Consider the following 19916-nt stretch of genomic DNA (forward strand, 5'->3'; position numbering starts at 1 on the left):
TTACTAGAATGAAAAAATTATTATAAAGATGCTTCTGAGTTTTCAACAGATTCAAAAAGCTACCAAGATTATCTCTTGGCAGCTTTTTTAGTTTAATTTTTAATTATCTTTTCACTACTTCAAAGTTATCCTCTATTAGCAGCCAATTTTGTGGGAAAGAAATTCCTAACTTCCAGTAACTTACACCTCTAAGACCAAGTTCCTTTACTAGATTAAATTTAGCTTGAATGGAACGAGCATCTTCAAACCATACTGTGTGGCGTTTTCCGTCTGCATCTATATAATTAAAATGAGGAGCCTGAGCTTTTGTATCATAGCTTATAGACACATTATTTTCTGCTGCTAATAAAATTGCCTCCTGTGGGCTAATTGCCCTTGCAACGCTTCCAGGGACGAATGGAAGAGTCCAATCATATCCATATAAGTTTTGTCCCATCATAATTTTAGATGCAGGCATTTCCGTCAAAGCATATTCAATAACCTTCCTAACTTCAGGTAATGGAGATACTGGCATTGCAGGACCGCCGCTGTAGCCCCATTCATAGGTCATTATGACAACAAAGTCGGCAATTTCACCATGGGCTCTATAATCATGGGCTTCATACCATTCACCTGCTTGTGTGGCACTTGTTTTTGGTGCTAAAGCTGTAGACATTAATAGACCTTGAGCACTTAACCTTGCTTTAGCCTTACGCAGGAAGGCGTTATAGTTTTCTCTTAATTCACGAGGTAAATGTTCCAAATCAAAATGTATATCTTTAAAGTTTAGTCGCTTTGCTGTGGAAATGATATTGTCAAGTAGAGTATCTTGCAATTTCTGATTTGTAAGAATAAGTCTTCCAAGTTCCGTGCTGAATTGTCCTTCCTCAAGATTAGTTACAGCCATCAATAAAACTGCACCGCTGTTATTTGCAATATTTCTAAAATTGTTTAAGGGTGGTTCTTTTAATGTTCCGTCCCTTTGAATCTGAAAACTAAAGGGTGAGAGATAGGTCAAATGTGGTGCTACGCTTCGAACAGATTGTTCTAATGCAGGCGTTACTCTGCCGCCTATTGGTTCTACGTATGCATTTATTTCTACTCTTCTTCTTGGAAGTGGGGGAATATAAAGTCTAAAACCAATCGGGAGCGGTTTATTAGGTGAAATACCATTAATCCTAGCAAGTGCAAGATAGCTTATTCCAAATCTTCTTGCAATGTTATATAAGCTATCTCCAGGTTGAACCCAATAGAACCTTCCTACTATAGGTATTACAAGCGCCTGCCCCACTACAAGCTGATTTGGATTAGGAAGTTCATTTGCTCCTGCAATTGCGCCAATTGTTGAATTATATAACCGTGCAATACTGTATAAAGATTCTCCTGCCCTTACAACATGAATTTGCATAGTATCTCCTTATTTTTATAAATTCATCCATTATTATTTTATGAATTATAAGGGAAATTGCTCAATTTTATTTAATAAAGATGCACTTTAGTGTTATTTAAGTATGGTAAAAGTAATCCAAAACAAGCTGGATGTATAATTATGGAGCAGGGATATTCAATGAAAAAACCTTCTGAAATAATTGTCTCCTTAAAAACCCAAGGCAAAGATATACTTGAGGTTAAGGTTGGGGGAAAAGCGATGAATTTATCTGAAACAGAAATTCAGATATAAACCTTTTTATGTGAAATATTAAGCCCAAAATATCACATTATTTTGGGCTTAAATAATTGTAACAGGCGTTCCAATGGGAACAAGGCTGCTAAGTTCAATTACATGACTATTAAACATTCTAATGCATCCATTAGAAACGTTTTTACCTATTGAAGAAGGATTGTTAGTTCCATGAATTCCAATTCCCTTTATATTTAATCCTAGCCACCTTGCCCCAAAGGGGCCACTAGGATTAATCGCTTTATTGATTATTTTAAAATTTCCTTTTGGAGTAGGGGTTGAGGGCTTACCAAGGGCTACAGGGTATTGTCTAATTATGATTCCGTTTTTGTATAATATTAATCTGTTTGTTTTGGTATTAATGATAATCTTGTAATTTGCCATGTTTTTCTGTCCTTATAAAATCTTTATTACTATAAATATTTTTTTTATTTAGTTTTGATGATAATTTTTTTTTGCAAAAAATGTCGATAAAAATTTTTAAAAAGATTGAATAAAAAATTTAGAACTGGAAAAATTAATTAATGAAAGCTCAAGAAAATAACTTGAGCAGGAAACAGCAGTTTCCACTAACAGAACCCCCCATCCCCCTTAGGGCCTTAAGGCCCTTCTTTTTTATGGCTTTATAACTTAATTTAATTAAAAAATAAAGATTGATTAATAATGATATTTTGGTATAATTTTATTTGGGGGTGATAGTTTGAAAAAGAATATGATTCCAGGAAGTTTTCAATTGATGAAAAAGATTAACACGGGGCTGGTTTTAGATACCATTCGCTTATATGCTCCAATATCTAGAGTGGAAATTTCAAAGATGCTAAATCTTACCCCTGCAACGGTAACGAATATTACAGCAGAACTCTTAAAAAGAAATATAATAATTGAAAGCGATTTTGGAAAATCCACGGGCGGAAGAAAGCCAGTTTTATTAAAAATCAACCCGGATTCGTATTATGTTATAGCAGTTCATATTGGCTCTACAAAACTTAGAGTATCAGTTATGAATATGGAATCGGAAATAATTTGCTCTTTAACTGAAAAGCTTTATCCCAATATGGAATTTGAAAAGGTTAAAGATATAATGATAGATTTTATAAATCAGTTAATAAAAGAATATTTGCCAGAAAAAAATAAAATACTTGGTATAGGTGTTGCTGCCCATGGATTAGTTGATTTTAATAATGGGACAATAACATTTGCACCTAATTTTGGTTGGAAAAACATTAATCTAAGGGAAATTTTAGAAAGGGAATTTGATGTTCCTGCCTTTGTTGACAGAGATGTAAGGGCTATGGCAATGGCTGAGAGCTGGTATGGTGAAGGAAGGGAAGTAGAAGATTTTATCTGTATAAAGGTAGGATATGGAATTGGCGCAGCTTTCATTAAAGACAAGCAGCAGTTAAGGGGAGCTTCTGATGGGTTAGGGGAATTTGGACATATGAAAGTGGAAATAAATGGAACAAAATGTATCTGTGGCAATTATGGATGCTTAGAAAACTATGCTTCGGAGAGGGCAATAGTAAGATATGCAATGGAAAATGGATATAGGGATGAATTAGATATTGAAAAAATACATGAAGAAGTTAATAAAGGCAATCAAAAAATAATTGATGCTGTTAAAAAAGCGGGATTTTATCTAGGCTTAGGCATTTCAAATTTGATCAACATATTTAACCCAAGATTAATTGTCATAGGAGGGGACTTAATAGATATTAATGACTTATTTTTTGATGAATTACTCCTTTCGGCAAAGAACTATTCTTTACAGGAGTTATTTCAAAATGTTAATATCAAGAGGACCCAAACAGGCAAGGACGCTATAACTAAGGGAGCTGCACTTTTAGTCCTTGACAACTTATTCGATAGTATTCAGAAGGAGGTTATATCATGAAAAATTATGTAATTGGAATTGATGTTGGAGGAACGAACATTGTAACGGCTCTTTCAGATTTGAAGGGTAATGTAATAATAAAGACTAAAATTCCAACTGAAGCTTATAAAGGTTATAAAGATACAATTAGAAGAATAAAAGAACAGATAGAATATGTTATAAAGGAAGCTGGCTTATCAGTGGATAATATAGCTGGTATAGGGATAGGCGTCCCAGGACTTATTGATGTTGAAAAAGGAATATGTTATTTCTCTGGTAATTTAGGCAACGAATGGCAGGATGTTAACATAAGGGAGGACCTTAATAAGTTTTTTAATGTTCCAATCTTCTTAGATAATGATGTAAATGTTGCAGCCCTTGGAGAAAAGTATTTTGGAGCTGCTAAAGATTGTAAGGACTTTATTTACATAACAATAGGAACAGGAATAGGATCTGCTATAATTTCTGATGGTAGAATGATAAGGGGTCACAGATTTTGTGCAGGTGAATTTGGACACTTAACAGTTGATAAAAACGGTCCAAAGTGTTCCTGTGGCAATGTAGGTTGCATAGAAGCAATAGCATCAGCTCCTGCAATAGCAAGAAGAATAAAGGAAAAAATAAACTCGGGAAGAAAGTCTTTAATGGTGGAAATTGCGGGAGGCGTTGATAATATCACTGCTAAAACTTTATCGGAAGCTTATGATAAGGGGGACGAACTTGCAATAGAAATTATGAAGGAAACTGGAGAATGGCTAGGTATTGCTATAGCTGGATATATTAATATTATTAATCCAGAATTATTTATAATAGGTGGTGGAGTTTCAAGGGCCCAGGAGAGATTATTAAAATATATAAGAGAAGAAGTCAATAAAAGGGCGATGAAGATCCAAAAAGAAAGCTGTAAGATTATTACAGCCCACCTTTTAGATGAAGCAGGTATGATGGGAGCAATTGCGGCAATACTTGAATATTTGAATTTAATATAGAAAAATAAAGGGACTGTCCTAGAACAAATATAAGGACAGTCCCTTCTGATTATTTTATTTTTTCAATAGAAGTGATGCTATATTGAGGATTCCTGCTATCATATTTTGAAAGTCTTAATGTAACCTTGTATATCGTATTTTCATATCCAATAGGAGTATCTTCTGAGGTTCTTAAAATATATGTGCACTCAGTTGGAACATCGTATTTATCGTATTTAACTTCATAAATATTTCCATCTAAGAATTTTCCTTTTGAAACTACTTCTAAATGTTTTTTACTAATATTTAAATTTGCTGCTTCAACTTCTTGGGATTCAAGATAGCCAATTAAATTTTCTAAAGAGCTTTTTCCAAGGTTCATAGAGGTAGGCATAACATAAGGAACTGGTCCCTTTGAATTAAAGGTTAAATAATTATATGTTATACCTTTTTTTGATTTATTGCCAATAACAATTACAGGCTCAAAGTCCTTAGTTTTTACAACCCCAAAAATAGAGTATCGGCCTGAAATTAATTTAATAACTTTGTCGTCATAAACCTTAAAAACGTGTAATATTGGACCTTTGTTGTCGGATGATTGAAGGATTAGTTCCTGCTTACCATCTTTATCGATATCATTAAAGCTTATGTTCATTGGCCAGTTTTTATTGAAATATCCTAAAGTTTTAATGGTGGGATCTGGTTCTAGGTTAGAAGTTTTTTTTTCATCCCATTTAATTGATAAGTGATATTCACCAGTTTTTTCGTTTGTTTCAACAAGGATACAATCTGTTTTGCCGTCGCTGTTTAAATCTGTATAGTAGGTATTTGGTTGGTTGAAAGTGCTAATAGTTTGTTTTGTTTTCATAAGTATCATTATAATTGCAGCTATGATGATTGCGGCGATTATTATGGCTCCCCAGATAAGCTGTTGCTTTTTAACTACATATATTTTTAATTTCATTAAACTCACCTCCACTAAATTATATGAATGATAATTATAAAATATTTGTGGAAAAATATAATTAAGGGAACAAATATTGATTTATAATACTATTTTTTATATAATCATTTTGTAATTGAGCTTTCCACATATTGGAGAGATAAATTTAAGAAAGTGGTGATAAGATGAAAAGGCTAATTAGTATTTTTCTCATTTTTACTTTGATTTTGGGAGTTACTTCCTGCAATAAAAAGGGAAAAGAAGGAGAAGAGAATAAAAAGACTTTAAAAGTTGCTATAATGTATCCTGAGGAGAATATTGGAGGAATATATAAAGAAATTGTTAAGGAATATGAAAAACAAAATCCTGATTTAAAAATAGAATTAACCTTTGACCTTTCTGATGAATCTAAGATTAAAGAAAGCCTTACAAAGGAAGAGGGTTATGATATAGTTGGGATAAAAAGAAATCAGCTTATAGAATACGCTAAAACTGGGCTTATTACGGACCTGACAGATTTTATAGATAAAAATGATTTAAGAAATAAGCTATATCCTATCAATCTATCCTATGGAACATTTAATGGTAAAAACTATGGTATAGGTGATTTACCTATAACATACGAATGGTTTTATAATAAAAGCATATTTAACAAATATGGAATTAAAGAACCTGCTAACTTAAAGGAATTAATTGATATATCTAAGAAGCTAAATTCAAAAGGCATTATTCCAATTAGCATTGGTGCAATGGATAGATGGACTTTAGCCCTTTTATTTGGCAATATAACATGTCAAACAACAGGAATACAAAGTTTTACTGATAATTTAGGATCGGACAAAAAAGCCTTTGAGAACATTCAGGGAATAAATATTGCCTTTAATACTTTTGATAAATTAGTTAAAAATTCTATTAAGAAGAATAGTGTTGACATTAATTATATGCAATCAGTTGATGATTTTTTAAAGGGAAAAGCAGCAATATTGCCAACAATTTCAATAACTAAAGAGCTGATAGAAACTAAAAAGCCTTCTGGTTTTGAATATGGAATTTTTGAAACACCAATTCAGTTTGTGGATAATCCTATGGCTAAGGTAAGCGCAAGTGGAGGACAAATTTTAACTGTTTCTTCAAAAAGCTCAAACAAGGATGAAGCAGAAAAATTTTTGAAATTTTTATTTGAACAGGAAGCTCAAAAACTCTTTGTAGAAAAAGGTTTTATATCTGCTTTAAAAACAGCTAATCAGCTTGATACAGTAAATAAAAGAATCATCATATCTCATATTGAGATGACAAATGATAATTCAGGATTTCTTATAGATAATCTAGATTTAAAGATGGCAGATGCTATAGGGATTGTATTATCGGATATGATCGAAGGAAGGGTAAAACTGAGTGAAGCATGGGATAGAGTATTAAAAATATCCTTCCAACAATGAAGGGGATCTTAACGATCCCCTTTTTCTTGTGCTTGACATTCAGCACATAGCCCATAAAAATAAACCTTACTACTGCTTATTTTGTAATTTGTATATTTTTGTGCTATTTGATTTATATGGTCAAGTTCAAGCTCATCGATGTCATCAACTCTTCCGCATCCTAGACAAACAATATGAGGGTGGGATTCAGATTTAGCGTCAAATCTAAAGTTATCTTCTCCAACATTCAGCTGCTGAACTAATCCTAACTCTATTAAAGTATTTAAAGTTTTATAAACCGTTGCTAAGCTCATGGTAGGATAGTGCGGTCTTAAAGCTTCGTAGATCATTTCAGCTGAAGGGTGACTTTTAGTCCCAAGCAGATAATTATATATAGCATATCTTTGTGGTGTGAGCTTTAGATTATTTTCTTTAAATAGATTGCTTAATTTATTCATAAACACCATCCTTTTATTTATTCTAAGATAAATATAACAGAAAATAATTATTTGTCAATAATTTTTTTAGGTTTAAATAGTACAAATACGGTATATATCAATAAAATAATAGAAATAGGTATTGAGTAAGCATTAAAAAATTTTTTTATGTTACGGATCAACCTAAAATTTGCTGCAATATAACCTAAATTATAGCATTCATCCTTTATTAGCGATAATAAGAATTTTCCAGATCTTGATATTATTTGAGGGCTTAAAGTGGTATTTTCGCATGAAATAATGGTGTAGGGAAATTCTGAGTCCTGCTTAATGTTTCTACTTGTTATATAAAATGAATGCTCTTTTAAAATATCAATGACGTTATTGGTAAATCCATTTTGTTTTTGAGTTTGGGTTATCGAAAAGGAGTCAGATAATCCTATGCCGTCTATAATTAGTATGTCTCCACTAGGTAAATTTGAAAATACATTATCGAGGTTGTAGTTTAGCAAATGACCAGACAAAAAAACAAAAATAATTGTCCTGTCCGGCGTTTTTGCACGTTGATTTTTAATAGAGTTTATTAATTCTAATATGATTGATGGAGTAATGTTTTGCTCATAAGTTGTTATGGGGACTTCTGAAAGTCTAATAAAAAAATCATAGTAGGAGACTATCAAAAGAGGTTTTATGAGTTTATTTTTTCCAGGCATTATCCCATATACATTTTTAAATTTAATTTCCTCCAATTTTTTATTAGCACCTATTCTGATTTTATATCCATTTTGGGAGTATCTTATGATTTCAGAGAAAATTTTTGGGTTTATTATAATTTTAATTAATCCTTTATCATTTATTTTTAGATTATCATCATATATTCCACTACTAAAAGCAAGGTCTTCTGAAAAGGAAGGAGAAATAACGCATTTAACATTCTTTGATAAAAAATAATTATCAAGTTCTTCTATGTTATTATAATTATACAAATCTGTTAGAATAATTTCATTATAAATATTTTGGTCGATTCTACTTACATATTGAAGACTTCCATAGATTTGACCTTCCTTGTATAAGCCCTTAAAGTCTTCAAAAAAATCCTTGCCATATTTATAGCTTCTAATTCGTTTACCCCCAAGGGAAAGAACTTCAAAATGTGAATTAGCTTCCCCAACAGGAAAAACTCTTTCAAAGGTATGAATATAAGAATTATTAAATGGTTTTAACTTATTGCTCTTAAGGAAAGAAACTATATAATTTGTTGCAAATTCCATAAGTTCAGGATGGTTTTTTGAGCGTTCCCAATATCTGTTTAAGTTATTATAATGTTTGATAGTGTTGAAGGTTGAAAAAATATCCACTTTGAAATTATGACCTATATTAGAAACCAACAAAAAAATAGTTAATAAAGCTATAAAAACGATGTTTAATAATTTGCCTTCAAATTGTTCCATAAAATTATCACCACTATTCCTCTAATTGAAAAAGTTGAAGGCGTGTCTGCTGAACTTTTTCATTAAGTTCATCTAAAAGATCCTTTAATTCTATTATATCACCTTTTTCTAATAGTTTATTAAATTTATCTTGATAATCTGTAGACTCAGAAATTTTACCTAATGAATAGAGGGTTATAATATTATCAAGTATATCCGAAATTACACTTGATTTAATCTCAAACATCTTTTGAGCTTCTATAATTTCCTCTTTTATCTCAGACATTTCCTGATCTAACAAAAATGCTAACTCTGCAGCTCTTTTCAATCTATCCTTAATTTCTTCAGGTATACTTTGCTTGTATTTATAATTTAGTGAATGTTCAACCGTAGCCCAAAAGTTCATAGCAAGGGTTCTAATTTGAATTTCTGCTAATATTTCAACTTCTCCTTCGGTAGTTTGAACAGGATATTTTATTATTACATGGTAACTTCTATAGCCACTATCTTTTTTATTTTTTACATAATCCTTTTCATAAACTATTTTTAAGTCTTTGCCATCCCTTTGACGAATAATTTGAACTACTTTGTATATGTCCTCAACAAATTGACACATTATTCTTATTCCTGCTATATCTTCCATTTCCTCTGCAATTTTATTCAGAGGGATATCAAGCTTTTTTGCTTTTTCAAGGATACTTGATATTTCTTTTACACGGCCGGTTACAAATTCAATTGGTGAATATTCATTTTTACTTCTATACTGTTTTCTTATACTTTTAAATTTTATTTTTAACTCTTCAACTGCTTGTTCGTAAGGGATTAAAAATTCCTTCCAATCTTTAACAAGCATATCCCCCACGCTCCTTTCCTAGTCTATTTTAACAAAAACTATAGCTTTTTAAAACTATCAATTTTAAAATAAAGGAAAATGAGATTTTTTATAGAATATATATAAGGGGACAAAATGGAGGTGTTTTGATGAATATAGTAGAATTATATTTTACTGTTGCAGACCAAGAGATATTGATTAAAATAGCTAATAAATGGAAGATAAATATCAATGGATTTTCCAATGTTGCAAAAGTTCCAGAAAAAATACTAAGAAAGCATTTGTTTACAAAATTTAACAGTAAAGATGAGTTGTTCTATAAACTTTTAGAGGATATATATGGGTTAAAGTTAAAGGAGCTCAATCTTAATGATTTAGATGATCTTTTATACACATTTTTATCATATCCGTTAAAGGAAAAAGTAGATCCACATTTTCCTTTAGGAATTTTAATACTTATGAATCCTGAATTTGCACAAAAAAATGCAGGTGTGATGTTTAATAATTTTATAAATAATAAGCATATATTTGAAGGTCTAGTAGGTGAGATTGAAATTAATGAAGAAAATTGCTATGAAGTTATTGAAAAGCTTTTACAACTTAAGGACCCTATTGAGTATTTTTCTTTGTTTGAACCTGAAGCGATTTCGATGCTAAACTTGATAGGACAAGAGGATAACTTTTATAAATTAAAGAAAAAGTTTACAAAAATGAAATTTGATGAATTTGCTAAATTCTTTACGGAAAATAGAAGTCAAATTACGGATTATATTGCTGTTTTAGCATATATATCAGAAAACATTAAAGATTTGTTACAGGTCCCCCAAGATAAAAGGAATTTTTTCAATAAATTATTATCGGATGCTAGTGTTTGCTTTAATGTAGAGGTTTATAAAACTGTTGAAGATAAGCTAAAAGAATTAACTGAAAAAAATAAAAGTTTAGAAGGTGAGATTAAAAACAAGGAGGAAAAAATTAAGTCCCTTGAAAAGCAAATTGAATCCTTAGAAAGAGATTTTGAAGATTATAAAAATGCAAAAGCAAAGGAATTGGAGGATCTAAAGAAAAGTATTAGTGACGATCAAAAAGTAAATGATGACAAAATAAATAAGTTTGAAAAGGAGAATGAAAATACGATTATTACAAATTATCAGTATGATAGAGTTTTTGATGTTATCGGAAGATGCAATATAATCAATAGTGAAAATATAAATATTCTTGATAATATAGAAAACTATGAAGGGCAGATTTTTATTCATAGGAATTCTATTGATTCAACTAAAGATTTATTAAATTTGGAGAAATCTTTAAAAAGCAAAGGAATTAAGTATTACGTTATTTTCGGATTGTCCTTAGAGGAGCTTATTAGAAATATTATTTTAAAAAAGAAAAGTGTGGAGGGTTTATCATGAAAAATATAAAGCAAGAGGATATTAAAGCAATTCAAGACTGTTATATATTAGGTCATCTTGCATTAGATGAAAAATTTTTTCCATCTATAGGTGAAGAACAAAAGCCTATTACTTACCTTAAAAAAAATCCTGAATATGTATTATTTTATATTAAACCAATATCAACAATCCCTAAAAGGATATACGAATTACCAGGACCCTTTGAAAATAACTTGTTTATTGGTTTTGAAAAGGCATTAGAAAATGTTCCTATGTCACCGGATTTTTGGAGTGAAAAAGATATAAAAATAAAAAAAGAAAGAATATACGAGAGGTTAGCAAACAAATTAATATTATTTAAACCATTCATGAAAAAAGAAGAAAAATCAAAAAATGAATTGTTTTATAGAAATTTAGTAATTTTTGATATTGAAACTGCAAATATCGATTTTACTAAAAGGTATATACCTATTCCTTCCCCAAGTATGTCAAAATATGAATTAGAAAAAGCTATAATGCAACAGCTTCCAATTGAACTACCTTTATACAATAGTGAGTTTGAAGATCCCGAAATTATTATATGTGACGATTATATATATGGAAACCTTAATTGGACAAATCAAAAAGGGAAAAGGATATTAGCAAGTATAGGAGATATAAAAAAGATAAAGTTTCCCAATGATTTTTACGATAATGTGATTTATAAGGTAAGCGATGAGCTTTTATTTATATCTGAAGATTATAAAAATCGATTAAAGGAAATAATTGAACAAAATGGATCCTACATATTTAATAAAGAGGATTTTCAGATCTATCGAGATTCTGTTAAAAGCGAAATCAAATTTTTAGAAAAATTTAAGCAATACCTTTTTAATGAGGGATTATGCTATAGAGATATAGATCTTTATAATTTTCATGTATGCTTAAAAACAAATCCTTTAACAATAATAAGTGGAATGGCAGGAACCGGTAAGACAAGATTAGCCGTTGCCTATGCAAAGGCATTGGGGCTTGATGAGGAACATTATACGGTGATCCCAATCAGTCCTGCATATACTGAACCTGCGGATATTATTGGATATCTTAATACTTCTAAGGAGGAATTTATTCCCTCTGAAACTGGAATTGCCGATATTTTAAAAAGGGCCCATGATAGAAAAGATGAACTTTTTATGATTATTTTTGACGAAATGAATTTAAGTCAAGTAGAGTATTGGTTTAGCCCTTTTATTTCGCTCTTAGAGATGAAGGAAGATGAAAGAAAATTGATATTATACAATAAAAATTCAAACTGTAAAAATAGCGATAAATATCCTGCTCAGATAACTGTTGGCGATAATGTTTTATTTGTTGGAACTGTTAATATAGATGAAACAACTAAAGATTTTTCGGATAGATTATTAGATAGGGCTAATGTAATAACATTAGAAAGCGTTCCATTTGTGGAAATGAAGGATTTGTTTAAAAACAAAAAAAATACTAATTACACAGAAAGCTTTGTAGAAAGCAAATTTATAAGGAGTTGGAGAAGGACAGTTGATTTCCCTATTGATGTATTTAAAGACATTGAATTGAAATTTTTTGATAAACTACATAACCTGATTAACAGCTTTGACAAACAAAAAGGAGTTTCCTATAGAACACTACAGCATATAGCATTATATATTTTAAATATTCCCGAAGACGATAAAGGACAAAAACTTATTGATAGAAGTAGGGCAATAGATATTGCTATCAAACAAAGAATTTTAACTAAAATCAAAGGGCATCAGGAACAGTTCGGAAGGCTTATAGGAATTAGCGATGGAGAAGGAATTAAAGATAGTTTATTATATCAGCTATTTACTGACGATTTAGCAAAGAATGTTTCAGATTTTAAACTTTGTTTAGCAGAAATAAAGAGAAAGGCTGAGGAGATGTATTATAATGGGTATGCATCATAATTTTGGTGCAGCAGTAGTATTTACTGTTGATAACTTCGATAAAGAAACTATTTTTAGGTTAGACAAATTTTATGACAATATATATGAGATAAAGGAAAAAATAGTTGAACTAAAAGAATCATCAAAAGTAAACGTTAAATTCGAAAGTTCTGATGAAAACAGCTACTTAGAAATAAAAAATATTTTTAACGGCCAAGGTGAGTTTATAAAGATAAATCCAAATGAGAGCCAAAAATTATTTGAAGGTTTAAATAAATATTCTATTCTTCTTCCAGGGGACCATTTGGTAAGAATTTTTTATAAGGGCAATTATTATTACAATATTTATTCTGTTAATCCAAGGCATGTTAATGAATTGCAGCTACAATTCATAAGGGATTATATAAATAGTAGAATAGACGGAATATCATATAATTTAAACACCTTTGCTCAAATAAATAGAATAAAGAAAAATATAATAAAATCAAATTATTTAAATGTTATAAAGACATATAAGGAAAACTTCATAATATTAGTTAAACTATTAGACGAAATAATTAAATCACCTTTAACTGAACTTGAAAAAGCTTATATGAAAGGACAAAATGTTAAAAAACAAGATATCAAAACTATTAGGTTTTCAGGCAGGAGAAATGGGGGAGAAAGATTAGAAATAAAAAAGATCCCAACCCTAAATTCAAGAGAAAACAAAATTTTAAAGGCGATGCTTTTAAATCTTTATATGGAACTTAGGGATTTAGAGGTATTTTTGAATGAATTAAAGGAAACAAAAGGAGATTTTAATGATTATGATTTTCTCATTAAGGATCTTCGCTGGATGAAAAACTTATTGTCAAAGTATATAAACTTTTTTATAGATGTAGATTCTACAAGTAAAGTTATCCCATTAAAGAGCATATTAATGAATTCAAAGTATGGGAAAGTTTATAGATTATATAGAAAACTTATAGACTATAAAAATTATTATCAACCAAATTTTAAAACAACGGATCTACTTTATGAGTATTTTGTTTTATTAGTTGTCCTAGATATAATTCAAAAATTAGGATTTAACCTTGAGGAAAGCGACTATAAAAAATTGCTTTCAAACAAGTTAAATGATGAGATCCCAAGCGGGATGGGAGCAATTTTTACTAAAGGAAACTTAAGATTAGAAGTGTGGTATGAAAAGGAACTATACTCATTATATCAAGAGGCTTTAAAAAACGGTTCGGGTTTTTATACTCATGCTTCAAATAAATTACCGGACATAAGGATTGATTTTTATAAAGATAACAAATATATAAAATCTTATATAATAGAAGTTAAATATCGAAGATTCGGTTACTTGTGGAGTGATATAGAAAATAATGAGACGATGATTCAAATTAAAAATTACAAAACAACAGTTCAATATATTTCAAAAGATTTAGAAAGGCCTATTTTCCCTATTGAAAAGGTTATAATTATTTATCCTGGACAGTTAGATATGGACGTTCTTGTTGAAAAGGAATTTGGAAACTACTTATTTTTGCAGTTAAAACCAAAAGATGCATCTACAATAATAGGTTATGATGAATTAACTAAAATATTAAAACAATTAATTAATGAGCCCCTAACCTAGGGGCTCATTTTACATTCTTTCAACCACATCGATACCAATCAATGATAATCCATTTTTAATAACTATAGTTGTAGCTTCAACAAGGGCAAGGCGTGCATTTCTTAATGCTTCATCTTCAATTGATAGGATTGGGTGCATGTTGTAGAATTTATTGAAGGCTTTAGCTACATCAATAATATATCTTGTTAAAATGGAAGGTTCATACTTATCTATTGCGGAAAGGATTGCATCATTAAAGGAGGCTAAAAGCTTTACAAGTTCTACTTCTTCAGGAGAATTTAACTTTTCAAAATCAAAATTAGCACCATAACCTTCTGCCTTTCTTAGAATGCTTTTACCTCTTGCATATGAATATTGAACATATGGTCCTGTTTCACCATCAAAATTGAGAATATCATTCCATGAGAAAACAATATCTCTTTCTCTGTTGTTTTTTAAGTAGGTGAATACAACTGCACCAATTCCAACAATTTTTGCAACTTCGTCTTTATTTTCTAATGATGCATTTTTTTCTTCAATAAGTTCTCTAGCTCTTTGAATAGCTTCATTTAATAAATCCTCAAGGAATATTACATCACCTTTTCTTGTTGAAAGTTTTTTATCAGCAAACTTTACCATACCAAAACCTACATGAACGCAGTCATCTGCCCAATCAAACCCCATAAGTTTTAGGGTTGTAAATACCTGTTTAAAGTGTAAAGTTTGTTCAAGACCAACAACATATATATTTTTATAAAAATCATAGGTTCTTTTTCTATAAATTGCTGCAGCAAGGTCCCTTGTTGCATAAATCGTGGCACCATCGGACTTTTTAATTATGCAGGGTGGCATATTAAATTCATCTAAATTAACAACCTGTGCACCATGGCTTTCTGTAAGAAGTCCCTTTTCTTCCAGCATTTTTACAACTTCATCCATTTTGTCGTTGTAAAAGCTTTCCCCAGCATAGGAGTCGAATTTAATTTTTAACATATCGTATACTTTATTAAATTCCATCAAGCTAACGTCTTTAATTTTTTGCCAAAGCTTAACTTCTTCTTCTTTGCCATCTTCAAGGTTTTTAAAATGCATTCTTGCAATGTCTTCTAAGCTTGGATCCTTTTCTGCCTCTTCATGGAATTTAACATAAATTCTTAATAGTTCTTTAATAGGTTCCTTTTCAAGAGCCTCCTCATCAACCCATCTTTTGTATGCTTCTATTAGTTTGCCAAATTGAGTTCCCCAATCGCCAAGATGATTTATGCCAACACACTTATAGCCTTGGGATGAAAATATCCTATAAAGAGCGTTACCAACTGCAGTTGAGTATAAATGTCCTACGTGGAATGGCTTTGCTATATTTGGTGAAGAAAAGTCTATTGTAACTGTTTTACCTGCCCCTATCTTTGAATGTCCATATGAATCCTTTTCAGATAATATTTTTTCAAGGGTTGATTTTGCAAGGTTTGCTTTATCTACAAAAAAGTTTAAATACCCACCAACAGTTTCAATTCTTTCAAAACCAGATTTATCTATGCTATTTTTTAATTCTTCGGCGATTAAATTAGGAGCTTTTCTTAAGGTTCTTGCAAGCTGGAAGCAGGGGAAGGCAAAGTCACCCATTTCCGGTTTTGGTGGAATTTCAATAAGTTTTTCAATTGCATCATTTGAAAGACCTGTTAATGCACTTAGTCTTTCAGAGATTATCTTTTTATATTCCATAAACATCCCTCCCGTATAAAAAAATTAAAGCCGTCTCTGCAAGAGACGGCTATCCCGCGGTACCACTCTTATTGGCATGTGCCCACTCGAAATTTTAACCCTATGAAGGGGCTTACCATACTTGCATAAAGCTTTCCGGCAGCGTCTTAGGGGCTCTTTTCTCATAAGTAACCCTACAGGGCTCCCACCGTCCCCTGCTCGCTTAAGGGATCCTCATGATACTCCTCCCCATCATTGACTTTAAATATTCGGTTTGTTATTAATTATATAATAAAAAATTATGAGCATCAATATTTAACCTAAAGTTTAGCTATTTTTTCTATGCTCTCCAATGCATAGAATATATCTTCTTCTAACGTAAAGTAGCCAAAGCTAAATCTTACTGTTCCCTTTGGGAAGGTTCCCAAAGTTTTATGGGCTAAAGGAGCACAATGAAGTCCAACTCTTGTCATAATCCCATATTCGTTATCGAGGATAAAGGCTGCTTCAGAGTTATCTATGTTTTGAAAATCAATTGAAACTACTGCAGTTCTTTTACTTATATCATAACTTCCAACAACTTTAATATTTTCTATGTTATGAAGTCCATCAAGGAATAGCTTTGCAAGATCTTTTTCTTTTTTTCTTATATTTTCAAGGCCTAAACTTAATATATATTTTAAAGATGCATTAAGTCCAAAAATACCAGGGATATTTAAGGTGCCTGATTCAAATTTATCAGGTAAAATTTCAGGTTGCGAATAGGATTCTGAAAGGCTTCCAGTTCCACCTTCTATAAGAGGGGATATTTTATTTGAAAATTCATTGGTAATCAAAAATCCTCCAATTCCTTGGGGGCCTAAAAGACCTTTATGCCCTGTAAAGGTAAGGGCACTTAAGTATGTATCGTAAAAATCTATATCTAATATTCCTGCAGTTTGAGCAGAATCAAGAACAAAATCAATATCATGTTCTTTACAAATTTTACCTATTTCTTTAATTTCCTGTATAGAGCCACATACATTAGAAGCATGAGTTATAACAAGTAATTTGGTATTAGATTTTATATATTGTTTAATTGAATTAGGATCTAGAAAGCCTTCGTTGTCGCAGGGAATTATATCCAGCTCGATTCCTTTTTGCTTTAGACTAGTTAAGGGCCTTAGGACAGCATTATGCTCCATTGAAGAAATTAAAACGTGGTCACCTTCTTTAAGAAAACCTTTAAGTATCATATTTAAACTTTGAGTTATATTCATCGTAAATACTACCTTTAAGGGGTCATCAAAGTGGAATAATTTACATAAAAGTTCCCTTGTTTCATATACTATTGATCCTGCAGCATAGGAGTTGTAATAGGAACCCCTTCCAACATTTCCGCCTATATTTTCTATGTAATTTGTCATAGCCTCAGCAACTCCCTTAGCCTTTGGGAAGGATGTTGCTGCATTGTCCATATATATTCTTTTCATTTATTATCCCTCCTTCATTAATTTTATTATACAATAATTTTTTTAAATTACTTTTAAATTTCCAAAAAAAGATATATCATATAAATAACAGGAGGTGAATGTTATGAAAAAACCTTTAATTGGTATAACAGCCGATTATATGATTTCTCAGGAGGGTCTTTATACAGGCCAGGAAAGGTTTTATATTGCAAAGGACTATATCGATGCAGTTTTAGAATCAGGTGGTATTCCTGTTATTGTTCCTATAATTAACAAGGAATCGGATCTTTTGCAGATAATCGATCAGCTTGATGGCATTATTTTATCTGGCGGACATGATGTGAACCCAATTTATTACGGAGAGGAACCATCAAAACATGTAGGATTTACATACACTCCAAGGGATTTATATGAGCTTTTCATAGTTAAAGCAGCTATAGAGAAGGATATGCCTATTTTAGGAATAAGCAGAGGGCAGCAAATAATGGTGGTTGCTTTTGGTGGAAAACTTTATCAGGATATTAGCCAAAACGCAGGAGCATACATAAATCATATGCAGAGGGCTAATATAAACGATATAGGACATTATATAAATATAATCCCGGGAACAAGGCTTTATAAGATTTTTGATACGGATAGAGTTCTTGTAAATAGTTTCCATCATCAAGCAGCAAAGGAAGTGCCAAGTAATTTCATAGTTTCTGCCACATCCTCAGATGGAGTAGTGGAGGCAATAGAGCATAAAACAAAGCCTATAATGGCGGTTCAGTGGCATCCCGAGATGATGACTAAGAAACACCCAATAATGTTGAGGCTCTTTGAAGAGTTTATCAATTGGTGCAAATAAAAAAATAACCCCTACAATCGTAGGAGTAAAATTGAGGTGAGCGTCCAAGCATATTATACTTTAATTTTACTTTTCTTTCAATCGGCAAATATTTCTCTTTTTATTTTTAATGCAAAATCAAGGGCTTTATTTTCAATATTTTGGACCTTAAGGATTGTTCCAGGATCATTTGCAATTTCAGAAAGAAGAAAATAGGGGGGTAATATAAACCCCTTATTTATATTTAAAGCACCCAAGAGCTGCTTTGCAACATTGTCGCTTCCCGAATTGCCGGATACGACAATTGAATATATTCTCTTATCATAAAATTTCATCTTTCTATAAAGCGCAGTTAATCTATTTATAACAGCCGTTAAATTAGCAGAAATTGCATCATTATAGTTAGGACAAATCCACATTATTATGTCGGATTTTTCAACCTCTGGGTAAACTTCCTCCACCATAATTCCACCGTAAAAGCAGCTTCTTTGTTTACTAAAGTGAATGCAGGTTTTAAAGGAACAGCCAATGCAATCAAGAACAGTTCCATTCTCAACATGCAGTTCTTTTATTTCAAATTCACATAAATTTTTCATTACCATATGCCATAGCATAAGGGTGTTGGAGGTGCTTTTGTTGCTGGCATGAAGGGCCAGTAGTTTAGGCTTAGAGGGCTTTTTATTATCAAAATCCCAAAGTCTATTGCCCAATATTCTGCATTGGTCATAACAAATTTCTTCAAGGGAAAGATTAATTGTTTTCTGCCAAGTTTGGAAGTTTTTAAAGTCCTTTATTGCCTCCACAAGGGGATGACCTATAAAACGGCAACCTAAACTATTTGCAAGAAATATTATAGACTGTGCCTGAGATTTGGTAAAAAGATAATTAGGGCTATGGATCAAGATCGCAGCAGTTGAGTTTAAAAGGGCATCTTTTCCTAATTCAAATAATTTAGACATAATAGTATTAACTTCATGACAAAAACCTGCTTCATCTAAATCTAAGGCAAATAATATTTTTTTGTTTTGTAGTTTTTCGATCTTTTCAGGTGAGTCAATAATTTTACATAGTGTAAAATTATTGTAGGACGAAAAAGGACAAAAAATTTAAAAGAGACAACCCCTGTGGTAAAATAAAAAGTGGAAAAAACACAAATCAATAAGGGGGTGTCTCTTTTTGAATAATATTATACAACATGATATTATACAACAACATTTTAATAAATTTCACTACTAAATTAATAAAAAAATGTAGAAGAAATGCTGTCAAAAGAATGGGATTTTACAAAACTTGTTGAGGTAGTTAAAGAATCGACTGATGAACTTGGAAGGAATATAATAAAAGACTTTTTAGAAGAATTAGATAAAGCGATTAAAGAAGATGATAAGAGAAAAAAGGAATGGATAGTTGAAAGAAAAGACAAGAAAAGTATTAWTTACGCTCCTAGGAGGAATAGAATATTCA

The 19916-nt window shown here is 31.0% G+C and carries 16 protein-coding genes, 1 pseudogene and 1 other annotated feature; of the genes and pseudogenes, 8 read left to right on the plus strand and 9 right to left on the minus strand.

Annotated features, from left to right (window positions below; genetic code table 11):
- Window positions 1-103: 103 nt before the first annotated feature.
- Entirely contained in the window at window positions 104-1387 is a 1284-nt protein-coding gene (locus CAAU_RS09805) for a glycoside hydrolase family 18 protein (protein ID WP_008909283.1), read from the minus strand.
- Between the two features lie 321 nt (window positions 1388-1708).
- Window positions 1709-2044 (minus strand): L,D-transpeptidase, encoded by a 336-nt coding sequence (locus CAAU_RS09815; protein ID WP_008909285.1) that lies wholly within the window; start codon window positions 2042-2044, stop codon window positions 1709-1711.
- A 316-nt stretch (window positions 2045-2360) separates the two neighbouring features.
- On the opposite strand from CAAU_RS09815, the gene CAAU_RS09820 reads away from it, so the two are divergent.
- On the plus strand, window positions 2361-3551 hold the full coding sequence (locus tag CAAU_RS09820) for an ROK family transcriptional regulator (RefSeq protein WP_008909286.1): 1191 nt from the start codon (window positions 2361-2363) through the stop codon (window positions 3549-3551).
- Window positions 3548-4519: an ROK family protein gene (locus CAAU_RS09825; protein WP_008909287.1), complete on the plus strand. Its 972-nt coding sequence runs from the start codon at window positions 3548-3550 to the stop codon at window positions 4517-4519. Before CAAU_RS09820 ends, CAAU_RS09825 begins: the two co-directional genes overlap by 4 nt.
- A 49-nt stretch (window positions 4520-4568) precedes the next feature.
- Here CAAU_RS09825 and CAAU_RS09830 read toward each other — a convergent pair whose 3' ends face one another.
- A complete protein-coding gene (locus CAAU_RS09830; protein ID WP_008909288.1) occupies window positions 4569-5462 on the minus strand; it encodes an FG-GAP repeat domain-containing protein in 894 nt (297 codons plus the stop codon).
- 164 nt (window positions 5463-5626) lie between these two features.
- Here CAAU_RS09830 and CAAU_RS09835 point away from each other — a divergent pair, with 164 nt between their 5' ends.
- Window positions 5627-6880, plus strand: coding sequence for an ABC transporter substrate-binding protein (locus CAAU_RS09835; RefSeq protein ID WP_008909289.1), 1254 nt, complete (start codon window positions 5627-5629; stop codon window positions 6878-6880).
- An 8-nt stretch (window positions 6881-6888) separates the two neighbouring features.
- Here CAAU_RS09835 and perR read toward each other — a convergent pair whose 3' ends face one another.
- The 3 genes from perR to yjbM form a co-directional block, all read right to left on the minus strand.
- Complete coding sequence (gene perR, locus CAAU_RS09840) at window positions 6889-7317, minus strand: transcriptional regulator PerR (protein WP_008909290.1); 429 nt, start codon at window positions 7315-7317, stop codon at window positions 6889-6891.
- Window positions 7318-7364: 47 nt separating this feature from the next.
- Window positions 7365-8567 (minus strand): hypothetical protein, encoded by a 1203-nt coding sequence (locus CAAU_RS09845; protein ID WP_156792076.1) that lies wholly within the window; start codon window positions 8565-8567, stop codon window positions 7365-7367.
- A gap of 193 nt (window positions 8568-8760) precedes the next feature.
- A complete protein-coding gene (gene yjbM, locus CAAU_RS09850; protein ID WP_008909292.1) occupies window positions 8761-9579 on the minus strand; it encodes a GTP diphosphokinase in 819 nt (272 codons plus the stop codon).
- A 128-nt stretch (window positions 9580-9707) separates the two neighbouring features.
- On the opposite strand from yjbM, the gene CAAU_RS09855 reads away from it, so the two are divergent.
- The 3 genes from CAAU_RS09855 to CAAU_RS09865 are packed head-to-tail and all read left to right on the plus strand — an operon-like array spanning window position 9708 to window position 14495.
- A complete protein-coding gene (locus tag CAAU_RS09855; RefSeq protein ID WP_008909293.1) occupies window positions 9708-10970 on the plus strand; it encodes an OmpH family outer membrane protein in 1263 nt (420 codons plus the stop codon).
- Window positions 10967-12892 carry an McrB family protein gene (locus CAAU_RS09860; protein ID WP_008909294.1) on the plus strand — a complete coding sequence of 642 codons (1926 nt, stop codon included), beginning with the start codon at window positions 10967-10969 and terminating at the stop codon, window positions 12890-12892. The genes CAAU_RS09855 and CAAU_RS09860 overlap by 4 nt, the downstream gene beginning before the upstream one ends.
- The gene (locus CAAU_RS09865) at window positions 12876-14495 is read left to right on the plus strand and encodes a nuclease domain-containing protein (protein WP_008909295.1); all 1620 of its coding nucleotides are present in this window, start codon (window positions 12876-12878) and stop codon (window positions 14493-14495) included. The genes CAAU_RS09860 and CAAU_RS09865 overlap by 17 nt, the downstream gene beginning before the upstream one ends.
- 9 nt (window positions 14496-14504) lie before the next feature.
- On the opposite strand, the gene argS is transcribed toward CAAU_RS09865, so the two are convergent.
- The gene (argS, locus tag CAAU_RS09870) at window positions 14505-16196 is read right to left on the minus strand and encodes an arginine--tRNA ligase (RefSeq protein ID WP_008909296.1); all 1692 of its coding nucleotides are present in this window, start codon (window positions 16194-16196) and stop codon (window positions 14505-14507) included.
- Window positions 16197-16234: 38 nt separating this feature from the next.
- Window positions 16235-16440, minus strand: a binding site (T-box leader).
- Window positions 16441-16495: 55 nt separating this feature from the next.
- Entirely contained in the window at window positions 16496-17647 is a 1152-nt protein-coding gene (locus tag CAAU_RS09875) for an aminotransferase class V-fold PLP-dependent enzyme (protein WP_008909297.1), read from the minus strand.
- Window positions 17648-17750: 103 nt separating this feature from the next.
- Here CAAU_RS09875 and CAAU_RS09880 point away from each other — a divergent pair, with 103 nt between their 5' ends.
- On the plus strand, window positions 17751-18473 hold the full coding sequence (locus CAAU_RS09880) for a gamma-glutamyl-gamma-aminobutyrate hydrolase family protein (protein WP_008909298.1): 723 nt from the start codon (window positions 17751-17753) through the stop codon (window positions 18471-18473).
- Between the two features lie 77 nt (window positions 18474-18550).
- Here CAAU_RS09880 and CAAU_RS09885 read toward each other — a convergent pair whose 3' ends face one another.
- Window positions 18551-19411: a flavodoxin family protein gene (locus CAAU_RS09885; protein ID WP_008909299.1), complete on the minus strand. Its 861-nt coding sequence runs from the start codon at window positions 19409-19411 to the stop codon at window positions 18551-18553.
- 324 nt (window positions 19412-19735) lie between these two features.
- Here CAAU_RS09885 and CAAU_RS14670 point away from each other — a divergent pair.
- A pseudogene (locus tag CAAU_RS14670) lies at window positions 19736-19916 on the plus strand (UPF0236 family transposase-like protein); the annotation flags it as partial.

Origin of the sequence: Caloramator australicus RC3, from assembly GCF_000297115.1 — a bacterium.
Lineage (GTDB): Bacteria > Bacillota > Clostridia > Clostridiales > Caloramatoraceae > Caloramator > Caloramator australicus.